General features: G+C 70.2%; 15 protein-coding genes and 1 pseudogene. 14 read left to right on the top strand and 2 right to left on the bottom strand.

Going from position 1 to position 16,253, the window contains the following annotated elements:
- Positions 1-2: 2 nt before the first annotated feature.
- The 7 genes from LJ657_RS46125 to LJ657_RS46095 are packed head-to-tail and all read left to right on the top strand — an operon-like array spanning position 3 to position 7,654.
- Positions 3-1,028, top strand: coding sequence for an NAD-dependent epimerase/dehydratase family protein (locus tag LJ657_RS46125; protein ID WP_232655716.1), 1,026 nt, complete (start codon positions 3-5; stop codon positions 1,026-1,028).
- Positions 1,016-2,299, top strand: a complete 1,284-nt coding sequence (locus tag LJ657_RS46120; RefSeq protein WP_232655715.1) for a DUF4910 domain-containing protein — start codon at positions 1,016-1,018, stop codon at positions 2,297-2,299. The genes LJ657_RS46125 and LJ657_RS46120 overlap by 13 nt, the downstream gene beginning before the upstream one ends.
- On the top strand, positions 2,296-3,594 hold the full coding sequence (locus LJ657_RS46115) for an MATE family efflux transporter (protein WP_232655714.1): 1,299 nt from the start codon (positions 2,296-2,298) through the stop codon (positions 3,592-3,594). Before LJ657_RS46120 ends, LJ657_RS46115 begins: the two co-directional genes overlap by 4 nt.
- The gene (locus LJ657_RS46110; protein WP_232655713.1) at positions 3,591-4,538 is read left to right on the top strand and encodes a glycosyltransferase family 2 protein; all 948 of its coding nucleotides are present in this window, start codon (positions 3,591-3,593) and stop codon (positions 4,536-4,538) included. The genes LJ657_RS46115 and LJ657_RS46110 overlap by 4 nt, the downstream gene beginning before the upstream one ends.
- Positions 4,535-5,755, top strand: coding sequence for a polysaccharide pyruvyl transferase family protein (locus tag LJ657_RS46105; RefSeq protein ID WP_232655712.1), 1,221 nt, complete (start codon positions 4,535-4,537; stop codon positions 5,753-5,755). Before LJ657_RS46110 ends, LJ657_RS46105 begins: the two co-directional genes overlap by 4 nt.
- Positions 5,752-6,303 (top strand): dTDP-4-dehydrorhamnose 3,5-epimerase, encoded by a 552-nt coding sequence (gene rfbC, locus LJ657_RS46100; RefSeq protein WP_232655711.1) that lies wholly within the window; start codon positions 5,752-5,754, stop codon positions 6,301-6,303. The genes LJ657_RS46105 and rfbC overlap by 4 nt, the downstream gene beginning before the upstream one ends.
- A gap of 7 nt (positions 6,304-6,310) precedes the next feature.
- Positions 6,311-7,654 carry a glutamate-1-semialdehyde 2,1-aminomutase gene (locus tag LJ657_RS46095; RefSeq protein WP_269787710.1) on the top strand — a complete coding sequence of 448 codons (1,344 nt, stop codon included), beginning with the start codon at positions 6,311-6,313 and terminating at the stop codon, positions 7,652-7,654.
- Between the two features lie 2 nt (positions 7,655-7,656).
- Here the strand turns inward: LJ657_RS46095 and LJ657_RS46090 are convergent, their stop codons facing one another.
- Positions 7,657-8,343 carry a phosphatase PAP2 family protein gene (locus tag LJ657_RS46090; protein ID WP_232655710.1) on the bottom strand — a complete coding sequence of 229 codons (687 nt, stop codon included), beginning with the start codon at positions 8,341-8,343 and terminating at the stop codon, positions 7,657-7,659.
- A 372-nt stretch (positions 8,344-8,715) separates the two neighbouring features.
- On the opposite strand from LJ657_RS46090, the gene LJ657_RS46085 reads away from it, so the two are divergent.
- The 7 genes and pseudogenes from LJ657_RS46085 to LJ657_RS46055 form a co-directional block, all read left to right on the top strand.
- Positions 8,716-10,137 (top strand): DEAD/DEAH box helicase, encoded by a 1,422-nt coding sequence (locus LJ657_RS46085; protein ID WP_372488070.1) that lies wholly within the window; start codon positions 8,716-8,718, stop codon positions 10,135-10,137.
- A gap of 204 nt (positions 10,138-10,341) precedes the next feature.
- On the top strand, positions 10,342-11,187 hold the full coding sequence (locus tag LJ657_RS46080) for a nucleic acid/nucleotide deaminase domain-containing protein (RefSeq protein WP_232655709.1): 846 nt from the start codon (positions 10,342-10,344) through the stop codon (positions 11,185-11,187).
- A complete protein-coding gene (locus tag LJ657_RS46075) occupies positions 11,184-12,992 on the top strand; it encodes a WD40 repeat domain-containing protein (protein WP_232655708.1) in 1,809 nt (602 codons plus the stop codon). The genes LJ657_RS46080 and LJ657_RS46075 overlap by 4 nt, the downstream gene beginning before the upstream one ends.
- A 145-nt stretch (positions 12,993-13,137) precedes the next feature.
- Positions 13,138-13,866, top strand: coding sequence for a WXG100-like domain-containing protein (locus LJ657_RS46070; RefSeq protein ID WP_232655707.1), 729 nt, complete (start codon positions 13,138-13,140; stop codon positions 13,864-13,866).
- Positions 13,863-14,654, top strand: coding sequence for a nucleic acid/nucleotide deaminase domain-containing protein (locus LJ657_RS46065; RefSeq protein ID WP_232655706.1), 792 nt, complete (start codon positions 13,863-13,865; stop codon positions 14,652-14,654). The genes LJ657_RS46070 and LJ657_RS46065 overlap by 4 nt, the downstream gene beginning before the upstream one ends.
- Positions 14,655-14,700: 46 nt before the next feature.
- Positions 14,701-15,291, top strand: a complete 591-nt coding sequence (locus LJ657_RS46060; RefSeq protein WP_232655705.1) for an SUKH-4 family immunity protein — start codon at positions 14,701-14,703, stop codon at positions 15,289-15,291.
- Between the two features lie 147 nt (positions 15,292-15,438).
- Positions 15,439-15,762: pseudogene (locus LJ657_RS46055) on the top strand (IS256 family transposase); the annotation flags it as partial.
- Between the two features lie 103 nt (positions 15,763-15,865).
- On the opposite strand, the gene LJ657_RS46050 reads toward LJ657_RS46055, so the two are convergent.
- Positions 15,866-16,111 carry a hypothetical protein gene (locus LJ657_RS46050; protein WP_232655704.1) on the bottom strand — a complete coding sequence of 82 codons (246 nt, stop codon included), beginning with the start codon at positions 16,109-16,111 and terminating at the stop codon, positions 15,866-15,868.
- Positions 16,112-16,253 lie beyond the last annotated feature (142 nt).

The raw sequence follows: 16,253 nt of genomic DNA, 5'->3' as shown, positions 1-16,253 counted from the left end.
CCTTGCGCGTACTACTGACCGGACACCAGGGATATCTGGGCACCGTCATGGCCCCTGTCCTCGCCGCCGCCGGACACGAGGTCGTCGGCCTCGACGCCGGCCTGTTCGCCGACTGCGTCCTCGGCGAGACCCCCGCGGACCCGCGGGGGCACCGGGTGGACCTGCGTGACGTCACGGCCGAACACGTGGCCGGGGTGGACGCCGTGATCCACCTGGCCGCCCTGTCCAACGACCCGCTGGGCTCGCTGGCGCCGGAACTCACCTACGACATCAACCACCACGCGTCCGTACGGCTGGCCCGGCTGGCCCGCGAGGCCGGAGTGCGGCGCTTCCTGTATGCCTCCACCTGCTCGGTCTACGGCGCCGCCGGCGGCGAGGACCTGGTCGGCGAGGACGCCCCGCTGCGCCCGGTGACGCCGTACGCGGAGTCCAAGGTGCGCGTGGAGGACGACCTGCACGCGCTCGCCGACGACGACTTCACCCCGGTGTTCATGCGCAACGCCACCGCCTTCGGCTACTCGCCCCGGCTGCGCGCCGACATCGTGCTGAACAACCTGGTGGGCCACGCGCTGCTGTCCGGCGAGGTGCTGGTGCTCTCCGACGGCACCCCCTGGCGCCCGCTGGTGCACGCCGCCGACATCGCCCGGGCCTTCACGGCCGCGCTGACCGCGCCGCGCGAAGCGGTGCACGACCGGGCGTTCAACATCGGCAGCGAGACCAACAACGTCACGGTCGCCGAGATCGCCGAGCAGGTCGCCGAGGCGGTGCCCGGCGCGAAGGTGAGGATCACCGGGGAGAACGGGGCCGACCCGCGCTCCTACCGGGTGGACTTCTCCCGGTTCCGCGCCGCGATCCCCGGCTTCGACTGCGAGTGGACGGTGAAGCGCGGTGCCCTCGAACTCGCCGACGCCTACCGGCAGTTCGGGCTGACCAAGGACGACTTCGACCGGCGCTTCACCCGTCTCGCGGTGCTGCGCGCGGCCTCCGACGCCGGCACCGTCGACGACACCCTGCGGTGGCGCCGATGACCAACCCCGGCGAGGAGATGTACGCCCTGGTGGAGCGGCTGTACCCGCTGTGCCGGAGCATCACCGGCGACGGTGTGCGCGCCACCCTGGACATCGTCGGCGAGTACCTCCCGCTGCAGGTGCACGAGGTGCCGACCGGGACCCAGGTGCTCGACTGGACGGTGCCGCAGGAGTGGAACATCCGCGACGCGTACATCGCCGACAGCGCAGGCCACCGGGTCGTCGACTTCGCCGCGTCCAGCCTGCACGTGCTCGGCTACAGCGTGCCGGTGTCGGCGACCATGCCGCTGGCCGAGCTGCGCGAACACCTGCACACCCTGCCCGACCAGCCGTCCTTGGTGCCGTACCGCACGAGTTACTACAAGCCGGAATGGGGGTTCTGCCTGTCCCAGGAGACCCTGGACGCGATGCCGGACGGCGAGTACGAGGTGCGCATCGACTCCACACTCGCCGACGGCCACCTCACCTATGCCGAGCACGTGGTGCCCGGGCAGGTCGCCGACGAGGTGATCGTCTCCTGCCACGTCTGCCACCCGTCGCTGGCCAACGACAACATGGCCGGCGTCGCGGTGGCGACGTTCCTGGCCAGGGCGCTGGCCGAGCAGACGCCGTACTACACCTACCGGTTCATCTTCGCGCCCGGCACCATCGGGGCGATCACCTGGCTGGCCCGCAACGCCGAGCGGGTGGAACGAGTCAAGCACGGCCTCGTGCTGGCCTGCGCCGGGGACCGGGGCCAGGTGACGTACAAGCAGAGCAGACGCGGCGACGCGGAGATCGACCGGGTGATGCGGCACGTGCTGGCCGCATCCGAACGCCCGCACCAGGTCAACGAGTTCACTCCGTACGGCTACGACGAGCGGCAGTTCTGCTCGCCCGGGTTCAATCTCGGCGTGGGCTCGCTCACCCGGACCCCGTACGCCGGTTACCCCGAGTACCACACCTCGGCGGACAATCTGGACTTCGTCTCCCCAGAAGCGATGGCGGACACCCTCTCCGTCTGCCGCGAGGCGTTCGCCGTCCTCGACCGCAACCGCCAGTACGTCAACCTCAGCCCCTACGGCGAACCACAGCTGGGCCGACGCGGGCTCTACGACGCGCTCGGCGGCCGCAGCGACACCAAGCAGGCCCAGATGGCCATGCTCTGGGTGCTCAACCTCTCCGACGGCGAGCACAGTCTGCTGGACGTGGCCGAGCGGTCCGGGCTGCCGTTCGACACCGTCGCCCACGCGGCCGACGCCCTGCACGCCGCCGGACTGATCAAGGCATGACGCGGATGACCATCGAGGGGGAGAAGACGACACCATCGGCCGGATCCGCCCGGCGGGCCATCGCCGGCCGGCTGTCCTGGGGGCTCGCCGACCAGGCGGCCTCCAGCATCAGCAACTTCGCGGTGGGCATCTACGTGGCCCGCTCGCTGGGGGTCACCGCGTTCGGCGTGTTCAGCCTGGCCTGGGTGACCTACGGCGTGGTGCTCAACGTCTCCCGCGGGCTGGCCACCGATCCGCTCGTGGTGCGCTTCAGCGGCGTGCCGGAAGCGTCCTGGCGAGGGGCGGTGGCCCGCTCGACGGGCACCGCACTCGGTGTGGGCGCGGTCATCGGCGCGGTGTGTCTGGTGGTCGGACCGGCCCTCGGCGGCCGCGTGGGGCCCGCGTTCGTCTGTCTCGGGGCCATGCTGCCGGGGCTGCTGCTGCAGGACGCCTGGCGGTTCTCGTTCTTCGCCGCCGGTGCCGGGCGCAAGGCGTTCGTCAACGACGTCGTGTGGGGCGTCGCGCTCGTCCCGGCCATGGTCGTGGCGGCCCACGTAGGCACCGTGGCCGCTTTCGTGCTGGCCTGGGGCGCCTCCGCCACGGTGGCGGCGGTGTACGGCTACTTCCAGTCCGACATCCTGCCCCGGGTGACCGGGGCGCGCGGTTGGCTGCGCGAACAGCGCGATCTCGGCTACCGGTACCTGGTCGAGAACACCTGCCTCAGCGGCGCGAGCCAGCTGCGGGCGTACGGCCTCGGCGCGATCGTCGGGCTCGGCGCGGTGGGTGCGGTGCGCGGCGCCGAGCTCCTGATGGGCCCGTTCCTCGCCGTACTGATGGGCCTGTCGCTGGTCACCGTCCCCGAGGCGGCACGGGTACTGAGGCAGGCCCCGCACCGCCTCGGCACGTTCTGCCTCCTGCTGGGCGGCGGACAGGCCGCCGGCGCGCTGCTCTGGGGCGGGGCCCTGCTGCTGATGCCGGACCGGCTCGGCCACCTCGTGCTCGGCGACGTCTGGCACTCCTCCTCGCAGCTCATCGTCCAGATCACCCTCGGCGTCGCGGGAGCGGGCCTCGGCACCGGCGCGGCGGCCGGGCTGCGCGCGCTCGGCGCCGCCCGGCGCAGTCTGCGCTCCCAGCTGTTCGCCTCCGCCTGCTACGTCGGCGGCGGGCTCGGCGGAGCGGCCCTGGCCGGCACGGTCGGCTCGGCCTGGGGCGTCGCCGCCGCGACCGTCAGCGGCTCGGCCGTGTGGTGGCTGCAACTGCGGTCCGCCCTGCGTGAGCACCACGACAACCTCGTTCCCGAAGTGAGGACCTCATGACCGACCGACCCAGGCTGAGCATCGGCCTGCCCGTCTACAACGGCGAGGAGTACCTGGCCGAGTCGCTCGACGCCCTGCTCGGCCAGACCTACGAGGACTTCGAGCTGGTCATCTCCGACAACGCCTCGACCGACGGAACCGAGGACATCTGCCGCAAGTACGCCGCGCAGGACCCGCGCATCCGGTACATCCGGCTGCTCCGGAACGTCGGCGCCACGCCGAACCACAACTACGTGTTCACCCAGTGCCGCGGCGAGCTGTTCAAGTGGGCCTCGCACGACGACCTCTACGCCCGCGATCTGCTGCGGCGCTGCGTCCAGGCGCTGGACGAGCGGCCGGACGTCATCCTCGCGCACGCCGACCAGGCGGTCATCGACGGCGACGGCCAGGTGACGGTCCCTTACGAGTACACGCTCGCCACCGGCTCGCCGCACGCCCCGGAGCGCTTCCGCAGCCTGCTGTTCGAGCCCGGCGGTGACGACTTCTACGGGGTGATCCGGGCCGACGCCCTGCGCCGGGTGAAGCCGATGGACAGCTACCACCACGCGGACCGCACGTTCGTCGCCGAGATCACCCTGCACGGGCGCTTCCACCAGGTGCCGGAACTCCTGTACTTCCGCCGCGACCACCCCACCCGCGCCGAGCGGGCGAACCCCAGCAAGCGCGCCCGGTGCGTCAATCTGGACCCGCGCCGGGCCGGCCGGCTGCACCCGACTCCCCGGCTGCTCGCCGAGTACGTCTGGGGCTTCGCCTCGGCGATCCGGCGGGCCCCGCTGTCCCCGGCCGACCGGCGCGCCTGCTACCGCCACCTGGCCGCCTGGATGACCAGCCGGGTCCGGCCGGGCGCCGGCGAGCGGGTCGAGGACCGCGCCCCGGTCGACCCGGCCGCGCTCACCGTCTCCGTGGACGCCCTCGTCGCGGGCCGCGAGGGGCGGCGGGCATGAAGACGGCACCACGCGTGGGGGTGTTCGGCCTCCTCGGCTCGGGCAACCTCGGCAACGACGGCTCGCTCGAGGCCGTCCTCGGCTATCTCCGCACCGAGCATCCCGACGCGGCCGTGGACGCCCTGTGCGGCGGACCCGAGGCCGTGACGACCCGGTTCGGGATTCCCGCGACCCGGCTGCACTGGTACCGCGGCGAGTACCGGACCGCGTCGCGGGCGGGCGCGATCGCGGGCAAGGGGCTGGGCAAACTCGTCGACGTCTTCCGTACCGCCGCCTGGGTGCGCCGGCACGACGTGGTGATCGTGCCGGGCATGGGCGTCCTGGAGGCCACACTGCCGCTGCGGCCCTGGGGCTTCCCGTACTCGCTGTTCCTGCTCTGCGCGAGCGGCCGGCTGCTGGGCACCCGGGTCGCGCTGGTCAGCGTCGGTGCCGCCGCGATCGGCAACCGGCCGACCCGGGCCCTGGTGCGCTGGTCGGGGCGACTGGCCGCGTACCGGTCCTACCGGGACGCCCCGTCCCGCGACGCGATGCGCGCGATGGGCGTGGACACCAGGCGCGACGAGGTCTACCCCGACCTCGCGTTCTCCCTGCCGACGCCGCGGGCGAGCGCGCCCTCGGGCTCGCCGGGCACGGTCTGCGTGGGTGTCATGGACTTCCACGGCGGCAACGACGACCGCGCCCGGGCCGAGGAGATCTACCGGCGCTACCTCGACGGGACGATCCGGTTCGTCCGCACGCTGGTCGAGGAGGGCAGGCCGGTCCGGCTGCTCACCGGCGACCAGTGCGATCTGTCCGTGGTCGCCGCGATCCTCGACGCCGTCGGCTCACCGCTGGTCACCGCTGCCGAACCGGCCTCACTGGCCGACCTGATGACGGAGATGGCGGCCGCCGACACCGTGGTGGCGGTCCGCTACCACAACCTCATCTGCGCGCTGAAGACCGGCACACCGGTGCTCGCCCTCTGCTATGCGGCGAAGAGCGACGCGCTCATGGACCGGATGGGGCTGGGCGCGTACTGCCATCCGGCGCGCGAAGTCGACGCCGACCGGCTGCTCGAACAGTTCCGGGACCTGGAGAAGCACTCGGCGGAGCTAAGACAGACCCTCACCGAGCGCAACCAGGCCGCCGCGCAGCAACTCGCCGACCAGTTCGCCGCGTTGACCGCGGCCCTGTTCCCGGCGGCCGACCCCATCCAGACCCCGCGGAAGGCTCCATGAAAGCGACCGAAGTCCCGGAGATCGCCGGCGCGTACCTGTTCGAGCCGACGCCGTACGCCGACGAGCGCGGTTTCTTCTGCCGTACCTTCGACGCCGATGTGGTCCGCTCGGTGGGCCTCGACCCGCACGCCTTCGTCCAGGACAGCGTGTCCCGTTCGGTCCGGGGCGTGCTGCGCGGCATGCACCTGCGTTCCGGCGCCGGCGAGGCCAAGCTGGTGCGGTGCTCGTACGGGAAGATCTTCGATGTCGTCGTGGACCTGAGGCCCAACTCGCCGACGTACTGCAACCGGGCCTTCTTCGAACTGTCCGGCGAGACGCAGAAGACCGTGTACATCCCCGCAGGATGCGCGCATGGTTTCCAGGCTCTTACCGAAGTCGCGGACACCTCTTACCGTATCGATCGTCAGCACGATCCGTCCGAGGACGTGACGATCGCCTTCGACGACCCGGAACTCGCCATTCCCTGGCCACTGCCGGTCACGTCGATGTCCCAACGGGACCGGGAGGCACCGAGCCTCGCCGAGGTCCTGAAGCACAAGGAAGGGTGAAGCGGGCTTGGACACCGAACACACCGAGGAGACCGCCGAGTTCCTCCTCCCCCGGTCGCGGTCGGCGAACGAGCGGCTGCACGCCATGATCCCCGGCGGCGCGCACACCTACGCCAAGGGCGACGACCAGTACCCCGAGAACCTGGCCCCGGTCATCAGCCACGGCCGCGGTGCCCATGTGTGGGACATCGACGGCAACCGCTACGTCGAGTACGGCTCAGGCCTGCGCTCGGTCAGCCTCGGCCACGCCCACCCACGCGTGACGGAGGCGGTACGGCGGGAACTCGACCGCGGCAGCAACTTCGTCCGGCCGTCCATCGTGGAACTCGAAGCCGCGGAACGCTTCCTGGCCACGGTACCGACAGCCGAGATGGTGAAGTTCGCGAAGAACGGCTCCGACGCCACCACCGCCGCGGTGCGCCTCGCCCGCGCCGCCACCGGGCGCCCACGGGTGGCCCTCTGCGCCGACCACCCCTTCTTCTCCACCGACGACTGGTTCATCGGCACCACGCCGATGTCCGCCGGTATCCCGGCGGCGACCAACGAACTCACCGTGTCCTTCCCTTACGGAGACCTGGCCGCCACGGAGGAACTGCTCACCCGGTACCAGGACGAGGTCGCCTGTCTGATCCTCGAACCCGCCACCCACACCGAACCGCCGCCCGGCTACCTCGCCGGCCTGCGCGAACTGGCCGACCGGCACGGCTGCGTCCTGATCTTCGACGAGATGATCACCGGCTTCCGCTGGTCCGAGGCGGGCGCCCAGGGCCTGTACGGCGTCGTCCCCGACCTCTCCACGTTCGGCAAGGCGCTGGGCAACGGATTCGCCGTCTCCGCGCTGGCCGGGCGACGCGAGCTGATGGAGCGCGGTGGGCTGCGGCACTCCGGCGACCGGGTGTTCCTGCTGTCCACCACGCACGGCGCGGAGACGCACTCACTGGCCGCCGCGATGGCCGTGCAGACCATCTACGCCGAGGAGGGCGTCACGGCACGGCTGCACGCCCTTGGCGAGCGCTTGGCCGCCGGTGTCCGCGACGCCGCGGCCGGCATGGGCGTCGGCGAGCACATCGTCGTCCGGGGCCGGGCCAGCAACCTGGTCTTCGCCACCCTCGACGAGAACGGGCAGCCCTCGCAGCGGTACCGCACCCTGTTCCTGCACCGGCTCCTCGCGGGCGGGGTGCTGGCCCCGTCGTTCGTGGTGAGCAGTGCGCTCAGCGACGCCGACATCGATCACACCGTCGACGTGGTGGCCCAGGCATGTGCGGTGTACCGGAAGGCACTGGACGCCGCCGACCCCACCCCCTGGCTGACCGGACGACCCGTGAAGCCCGTGTTCCGCCGCTTGGCGTGACGTCAGCGACGCTCCCGCCGACCGGCGCCGGCCATCCGATGGGCCAGCCGGTCGGCGATCCGGTCGACCAGCCACGCGGTCGCCGGAACCACCGCCAGCGCGGTGCACCAGCCGCCGAGGGCGTCGGTCGGGTAGTGCGCGCCCAGGGCGACCTCAGCCCATCCCATCGCCGCGCCGGCCAGCAGCGCCGCGGCGAGCACGAGTGACCGGCCGGCCGTCCTGCCGAGGCCGAGCCGGCCGGCCGCGAGCAGCGCTGCGATGAGAGCGAGTCCGGTGAAGAAGGCGGTGTGCCCGCTCGGATAGGACAGGTTGCCGGCGCCATGGATGGTGCGTCCCACCACATGCTTGAGCAGCGTCGCCGTCCCCACGGTCACGGCGGCGCCGGCGACGACGAGCACCGCCGCCCGAGGGCGCCGAAGCAGCAGGAAGCCCGCGACGATGGCCCCGATCAGCATCGCCGACCCGGCGGGCTCCCCCAGGAAGTCCAGGGTCAGAGCGACGTACCGCCACGGCGGCCGCACACTGTCCGCCGTCGGCGGGACGATCCACCGGTCCACCCTGCCGGGCTCGCTGTGGCCGGCGTACATGACCCCGATCACTGCGACCACCAGCGCGGCGAGGACCGCGATCGGCCCGAGCCACGCGGCCGGCGACCGCGGCAGCACGGCACGCGCCGACCGGCCGGTCACAGGCCCACCGCGTCCGGTCGTCCTGCTGCGGTGACCTTGCCGTGACGACGGACGAGCCCCGCGGGAACTCCCCGCAAGAGGGTGAACCCGTCAAGCACGAACTGGGCCGGACCGACTTCCGGGTCCGCTCCTGCCAGGCGATCCAACGCGAGCCCCCTCGTCGTGTCCGACTCACCCTTCCGCGATCATAACTGCCCCGCGGACACCCGTCCTTGGCCTTGACGACTCCGTGGGAGGCCCGGTGGGGGCTGCCCCGTGCTAACGTGGGACGTTTGCAGCGTCGCTGTGCCGGTTCCCCGTTCGGGTCCCTGGCCGGTGGCCGCGTCCCCGCCGCGCCTTCCTCGGTACGGTCCCTTCGGAGGAAGGCTTTCTGTGAGCGAATCAGCACGTGCCGATGCCGGGCAGCAGGACTCCGTGTCCGAGGCGTCGGACGCGACCTCGGCTCCGCGCGCGGTGGCGTCCTTCGGGCAGCTGGGGCTGCCGACCGCGATTCTGCGGGTGCTCGACGAGCACGGAGTGACTGTGCCCTTCCCCGTCCAGGCGGCGGCGCTGCCGAACGCGCTCGCGGGTCGGGACGTCCTGGGCCGGGGCCGCACGGGATCCGGCAAGACGCTCGCCTTCGGCCTGGGGATGCTCGCCCGGACCGCCGGGCAGCGCGCGCAGCCCAAAGAACCACTGGCGCTCGTTCTGGTACCCACCAGGGAACTGGCGCAGCAGGTCGGTGAGGCACTCACCCCCTACGCCGAGGCCCTGCGGCTGCGGCTCGCGACCGTGGTGGGCGGAGTGTCCGTCGGACGGCAGACCGCCGTGCTGCGGGAGGGCGCCGAGATCGTCGTCGCCACGCCCGGCCGGCTGCACGACCTCATCGAGCGCAAGGGCTGCCGACTGGGACGGGTGCGCATCACGGTCCTGGACGAGGCCGACCAGATGTGTGACATGGGGTTCCTGCCCCAGGTCACCGAGATCCTGGACCAGGTGCGCCCCGACGGGCAGCGGATGCTGTTCTCCGCCACCCTCGACCGCGACGTCGACCAGCTGGTGCAGGACTACCTGCGCGACCCCGCCGTCCACTCCGTGGACCCCTCGTCCAGCGCGGTCCCCGCGATCGAGCACCACGTCTTCGTCGTCCACGGTCCGGACCGGTACGCCGTGACCACGGAGATCGCCGCCCGGGACGGGCGCGTCCTGCTGTTCCTGGACACCAAGCACGGCGTCGACCTGCTCACGCGGCATCTGCGGGCCAACGGCGTGGCCGCCGCCGCCCTGCACAGCGGGAAGCCCCAGCCGCAGCGCACCCGGACCCTTGCCCAGTTCAAGAACGGCCAGGTCACCGCGCTCGTGGCGACGAACGTCGCCGCACGCGGCCTGCACATCGACGACCTCGACCTGGTGGTCAGCGTCGACCCGGCCACCGACCCGAAGGACTATCTGCACCGCGCGGGCCGCACGGCCCGGGCCGGCCGCTCAGGCACCGTCGTGACCCTCGTCCTGTCGGGACAGCGCCGTGAGACGAGCCAGGTCATGGCGGACGCCGACATCGCCCCCACGGTCACCAAAGTCCGTTCCGGCGAGGCCGAGCTGAGCCGGATCACCGGCGCCAAGGCCCCCTCCGGAAAGCCTCTCGACGGCAGCCCGGCCGTACCGCGCCCCAAGAACCACAACGTCCCGTTCGGCGGCCTGGGCAGTACGAAGGACGCGAAGAGCGCCTCAGGCGGCAGGACTTCACGCAGGAACAGCGAGGCCCGCAAGCTCGCGGAGGCCCGAAAGGCGGCCCGGGTACGGCGCGGCGGCTGAGCCTGGCTTTCCGGACTGCCGTGTGGTGTCTTCGTCCACGAGGGCCGTCGACCGTGCCGCGTTGAGCTGCTCGCGACCCCCTGGTTCGATGAGAACCCCGATGTGGAGTAATACTGACGCTCGCGCCGATCCCGGCGGATGACACGGACAAGCCCGCAGCGCGCAACACCGCAGCCTGGTACGGAGCCCAAGGAGCAACCTCCGGTGATCGACGAACCCATCTTCCGGACCTTCGAACCGGCCGGCGAGCGAGAGTCCGCCGACTCTCCCGTGCACCGCCTCGCCGGGATTTCGGTACCGCGCAAGGTCGGCCCCTATTTCTCCACGCTCGACCGCGACTTGGTGGCGCTGGGCGCGTACGCTGCCGCAGCCGGGCACCGTGTCGCCCGCGAAGAGTGCGCCTCCTGGGCGCGGTTGGGCAGCGACGGCGGTTTCGAACTGTGCGCCGACCCGCAAGGCGCCGTATGGGCGGTGCTGTTGGACTACGACGAGGAGCGGCGGTTCGTGAGCTCCTCCCCGGAGGCCTTCGCCGCGTGTCTCGTGGAACTGGGTGACGCCTTGCGCGTCATCCTCACCACCGACCAACCTGCCGTGGCCTCCTCGGCGTTCGAGACCCTTCAGGAACGCCTGCATGCCCGCGACCCGTCGGCTTTCGCGGACCCGGAGGACTGGTGGCCCAGGGTCCTGGACGACATCCGCGACACCGCGAGCGCGGAGAACTACGCTGCCTTCGAGTATGTCGACGCCGAGCACGGCAAGCGGATCGTCACCCAGGCCGGCACGATCACCGCCCACCCCGAAGAGCGGTTGTGGGACAGGCTGCGCGCCGCCGGCATCGGCCCGGAGCAGGTCCTGCGCATCCATACCGACCTGCAGCCCTGCTTCATGCCGGGCCACTACTGCTCCATGTGGCTGGCCGAGGTCTTCCCGCACGTGGAGGTGACGCACACCATCTCCTACGGCGAGTCGGCCGACTCCCGTGCGGAGGGCATCCGCCTGCTGCGCAGGAACGCCGGCGGCACGGACGACGGCACGGCGGCGGAACGGTGAGTCTCTCGCCGGCGTCCACGGGGCCGGACATCACGCAATGGCCGCCACTCGACGGGGTCACCGCCACCCACGGACCGGCACTGCTCGCGTGGGCGGCCCGCGCCCGGCCGGAGGAGTCCAGGCTCTGCCTGGTCCGCGGCGCACGAGGCAGCGGCAAGAGCCAGTTGATGGCCTGGTTCCTCGCCGGCTCCGCGAGCCGTCCGTCGACCACGGTCCACGCCACGGTCCTGTCCGAGGGCCTCTTCACGGACGCTGTCGCCTGGGAACTCGGGCGCCAACTCGGCTACGGGCCACTGGCGCCGGAGCGGCTGCTGGAGCGGCTGGCGGTGGACCGAAGGCCGCTGTTGGTGCTGGTGGTTGATCTGCACCGATCCGGCCGTGGCCCGGCCGACCGCCCGGCGGCCGATCCGGCGACCCTGGTCCGTGATCTTCTTGCGCCTCTTCTGGCCCTGCCGCAGACCCGCGCTGTCGTCGAGGTCGGCGACACCGCTCTGCTCGACGGCCTGGAAAGCGTCGGGGTCGTCACGACCATCGACGTCGGCGACGAGCCGTTCACGGCCGCCGGCGCGGCTCCGACCGCGGAGGACGGCTTTCTGCTGCCACGCACTCCTGAGGGGCACGTGCGGTGGGACCACGCGTCCGAGACCGCCCGTGAACATGCCCTGGACCGGGCACTGACCGCGCCCGATCCAGAGACCGCCCTGGTGGAGCTCGTCAGGGACCCCGGGTTCCTGGTCCATGGGTCGACCGTTTCCCTCGCTGCGTGTCTGGCGGATGAGCGGACTCCCGCTCCGCGAGGACTTCGGCAGACGTGGAGGCTGGCGGCGCCCCACCTCTCGGACGCGCAGTACGAGACCTCTGACCGTGCGGCCGTACTCCACGCGGCATCCCTGGAGTCCAGCTCCCTCCTCGCCCGCTACCTGCTGCCCCTCCTCGCAGACCACTCCTGGGCGGCGGTCTGGGCCCGGCGGGACACGACCGTGAGCGCCCTGGCAGCCGTTCCCGGCAAGCCGGGAACGATCCTGGCCGCCGATCCTCTGGGAAACGTCTTCGAGATGGACGCCGGCACCGGCAGGTACGGCGTCTCCGTCCCGCAGTCCGCAGCCGGCGTGCCCTGCCTCGACGGCATGGCGGCCTGCGCTGAGCATGGCGCGCTTCTGCTCAGTGACACCGGCGCCCTTCACCACACCGGTGAAGAGCCGGGTGGCGTTCTCGGCCGCATCGCGGCCCACCACGGCCGGGCCGGTCTCGCAGATGCGGATCTGCGGCCCACTGCTCTCGGACACAGCCCCTGCGGCAGGTTCGTGGTGATCGGGGACGAGCAGGGAGGTGTTCACGTATGGAGCCTGGAGACCTCTGAGGCTGCTCCCCTCTCACGTGTGCTGCACTCCGCTCCGGTCACTGCCGTCACGTCCCTGGCTCTGCCCGGCGAAGGGCAGACGCTGGTGATGAGCACGGCCATGGACGGCACCGTCCGACTCTGGAAAACCTCGGCAGACCCCATGCCCCGTCCCGTCGAGCAGCGGCCCGCCCTCGCCACGGCCATCAGCGCCCAGCAGACTTCTGTCGGCCCTCTCCTCGCCGTCGCCTGGAACGACGCCTCACTCCACCTGTGGCATCTGCCTTCCGGCAGGGTTCGTGTCCTCCCGCTCCTCCTGCCGTGTTCCTCCCTCGCCTGCACCTCCGCGCCGGTTGTCGCAGACCAGCAGCCCCCTTCTGATTCCCGGCTCCGCCTCACGATCGGGGGCAGCGAGGGCTCCTACGCACTGAGCCTCAACGCCGCGCGGCTGTGGAGTGACGAGTGAGACCGAGCCCGGCCCCGGGGATGCCGGACAGCTGAGCCGCCCGGCGCCCGTTTCATTGTCGAACTTTTGCCCCGCCATGGCGTCGAACGATCAGATCCGCGCGAACCTGGTTCAGTCTTGGCCGACTTGACGGGGGAGCGGGAACTTGGCCATTGAACTACCCGAAGAAGTCGTATCGTTGCTCCAGTTCATCGGCGTCAACTGGCCGAATGTGAACGAGGACAAGGTACGGGAGTTCGCCAAGCACGTACGCGACTTCGCCACGAAAGTGGACGAGACACACCAGGACTCCACGGCCACCATCAAGAAGATGGCTGACGTGTACCAGGGCGCCTCCTACGACGCGTTGCTCGCCAAGTGGGGGCAGATGTCGAACGGCCACATGTCCGAGCTGCTGGCCGCCTGCCACGCAGTGGCGACCGCGCTCGATGTGGCTGCCGACGTCATCGTGGGGATGAAGGAGGCCGCCATTGCCGAACTCGTGGTCCTGGCCGCGTCGTTCGTAGCCGATCAGGCGGCCGCTGTTGCCACGCTCGGACTGGCGGAGGCCGCCGAGGCACTGATCGTGGAGGCGGCGGAAAAGGCCGTTGACTACCTTGAGCAACAGTTGGAGCAGTACATCATCGGCGCGGTCATCGAGGCCGCGGTCAACCCGCTGGTCGAGGTTGTCGCGAGGGCGGCGAGCGGCTTGATGTTCAAGGCCACCGAGTCCGCGCTCGGCATGTCGGCCGATGGCGCGGGAGCGGGGACCGGCTTCTCCGTCCATCCGGAGGAACTCCAGACCCGTGCCGAGCTGATGAAGGCCCACGCCGGCACGGTCGCCTCGCATGCGGAGGAGTTCAGAATTCGGGCCGCCGGGATGTCGTTCGAATGACCAACAAGATCACCACGGCGCTGGAGGACGGCGCGAAGAAGCTGGGCAAGGCACTCGGTGAAGACGCCGGTAAATCCATCAAGGCGCTTTATCACGATACGCATGCCCGCCTCAATAAGGTCTCGCACAACTATCTTGAGACCGACGCCAAGCATGCGGCGGAAATCGAGAAGCTCGCCAAGGGTGAGACGCCGGTCTACCATATGGCCGACGACGGAAGTATTCGCCGACTGCATCCCGGTGGTGGTCATTCCGAGCTCACGGCGGAGGACAAGGAGCGTCTGGGCCTCGACGAAGCCAATATTGGGCGCCCCAGGCTGGGTGAACAGAATGCCAGGCTCAAAACGGACCAGGAGGGCAAGGAAACTCCGCGTCCGAAGGTTTCGTCGCAACAGGTGACGGCGGGGAGTACCGATCTCTCCGTGGCCACCCAGCTCGCCCGCCACGCGGACGAGGGCTACGGCGGCCTGGACCGGAAGGGAAATTTCACAAGCAACAACTATGCCGCGGCCAAGGTGGACGGCGCGAACGGCAAGGGCGATTTCATACTGGTCGCGCGCAGTAATGGGTACCGGCATTCGGAGCGCATGATCGGTACGCCATTCCTGAGACAGGGCGAAGAAAACAGAATAACCCAGTTGTACACAGAACGAGCGCCATGCGAAACCGGGGTGAACTGTAGTGCCTGGATGGCGGAGAGATTACCCAACACCGCAGTCACGCACAGTTTTGGCGCGGGGAACGACGAGATGCAACTTTATCTCCCCGAACTGCAGGCCAGTAGATGATACGTTTGCGCCTCGGAGCACCGGACATAAATGACAGGGAAAGAGTATGAATCGCCCCCCCGCCCTCACCCGTGCGATGCTGGAGACCGTGTTTGACCCGGCCGAACTGATCGTGGCCCCGGCAGAAAGTCTTTCTGCTGTCGCCGACCCTGATTCCAGGGAAGTCCTGGGAACATTGGGAATCCCTGTCTGGGACAATCCGTGGTTCGACATGGAAGAAGGGATCGCAGAGCGCCTGGGGCGCGTCGAGGAGTGGGACGAGAAACTCGAGGACCGATATTCCGTCGTCCCGCCGGGAGCGGGCAAGTGGATCGGCCTGGGCATGGTCCCCTATGACGGCATCGCCTTCGATCCGGACACCGGCAAGGTCTACTGCCTGCCCGACGACTCCGAGATCTACCTCTGGAACAGCTCACTCCGGTCTTTCGTGCACTTCCTGTATCTCCTCCAACTGGAACGCCCGCACTTCGACGCGGAATGGGAGAGCGAGATCGAGGTGCCTTACGACCCCCAGGCCGCCCAGATCCGTGTCCGGAGTGCGATGATGTCTGTGGATCCCGTAGCTCTGGAGAACCCCGAATCCGGCTGGCACGGAATCCTCACGTACATCGTGGACCCTGAGCACCATTTCCTTTGAGTACCGCGCACGTCTCTGAGCGGGACTGATGGAAGGCGCCTGCGTTCCGGAGCGGGCTTTCCGGACGTCGGAGGCGGCCGAGAGCGTCCTGGAAGCGAACCTCGCCGTACCGGGGGCCATCCCCGCAGGCGCAGGGATGGTCGCGGCAGCGGGCATCGGTTCGTGGTCCGCAACGGGTACCAGCAGCCCAGGAGGGTCACCACCGCGGCCGGGGTGGCCGAGGTGAAGGCGTCGAGGGTGAACGGCAAACGCCTCGACGAGGTGAGCGGCGAGCGCAAGCGGTTCTCCTCGGCGATCATGCGGCCCTGGTGCCGCAAGTCCCCGGTGACTTCGTGCCCGCCGTGGAGCAGTTCCTCGGCTCCACAGCCGGCCTGTCGGCGGCCGCGGTCAGCCGCCACCCGGCAGTGGCAGGCCGACCATGCCGCGTTCGGCGAACGCGACTTGTCCGGCAGCGACTACGTCTACATCTGGGCGCCTTTTCCGGACTGAGAAATCGTCCTTGGCTGTACCCGGCTCAGGGCCCGGACGACTTCGAGGGTTCGCCCGCCATTGCCGGTGAGGGGCTGCAACCCCTTCATTTGTGATCGCACAGGAAGGTAGGGATCTCGTCGCGGGTCGGGTAGTTCGGCAGGGGCGCTGCCTTGTCCTGAAGGAACGCCGTGATGACGGCGGCGGCTCGATCGTTGTTGTCGTCCAGGCCGTTCCACATGTGGTGTCCGACTCCGGGCATGTACTGCGTGCGCTGGATGGCGGGGTCATTGGCAAGGACGGTGGTCTCCCATTGACGGACCTGGGAGGAGCACTCGGCGATCATCAGCATCGCGGGGGTCCGGGACTGCCTCAGTGCGTTGTGGCAAAGGAAGCCCCTGTTCGATGAGCAGGGGCTTCTTCGTGTGTGGGGCATGACCGCGACGGTGTAGGGGCAGGCAGGGGACGGCTTGTTGTGGATCAAGGAGGGTGCG

It is taken from the genome of Streptomyces guryensis, assembly GCF_021261325.1.
GTDB classification, from domain to species: domain Bacteria; phylum Actinomycetota; class Actinomycetes; order Streptomycetales; family Streptomycetaceae; genus Streptomyces; species Streptomyces guryensis.
The sequence above is the reverse complement of the archived record's forward strand: the minus strand, read 5'-3'. Positions and strand labels throughout refer to the sequence as shown.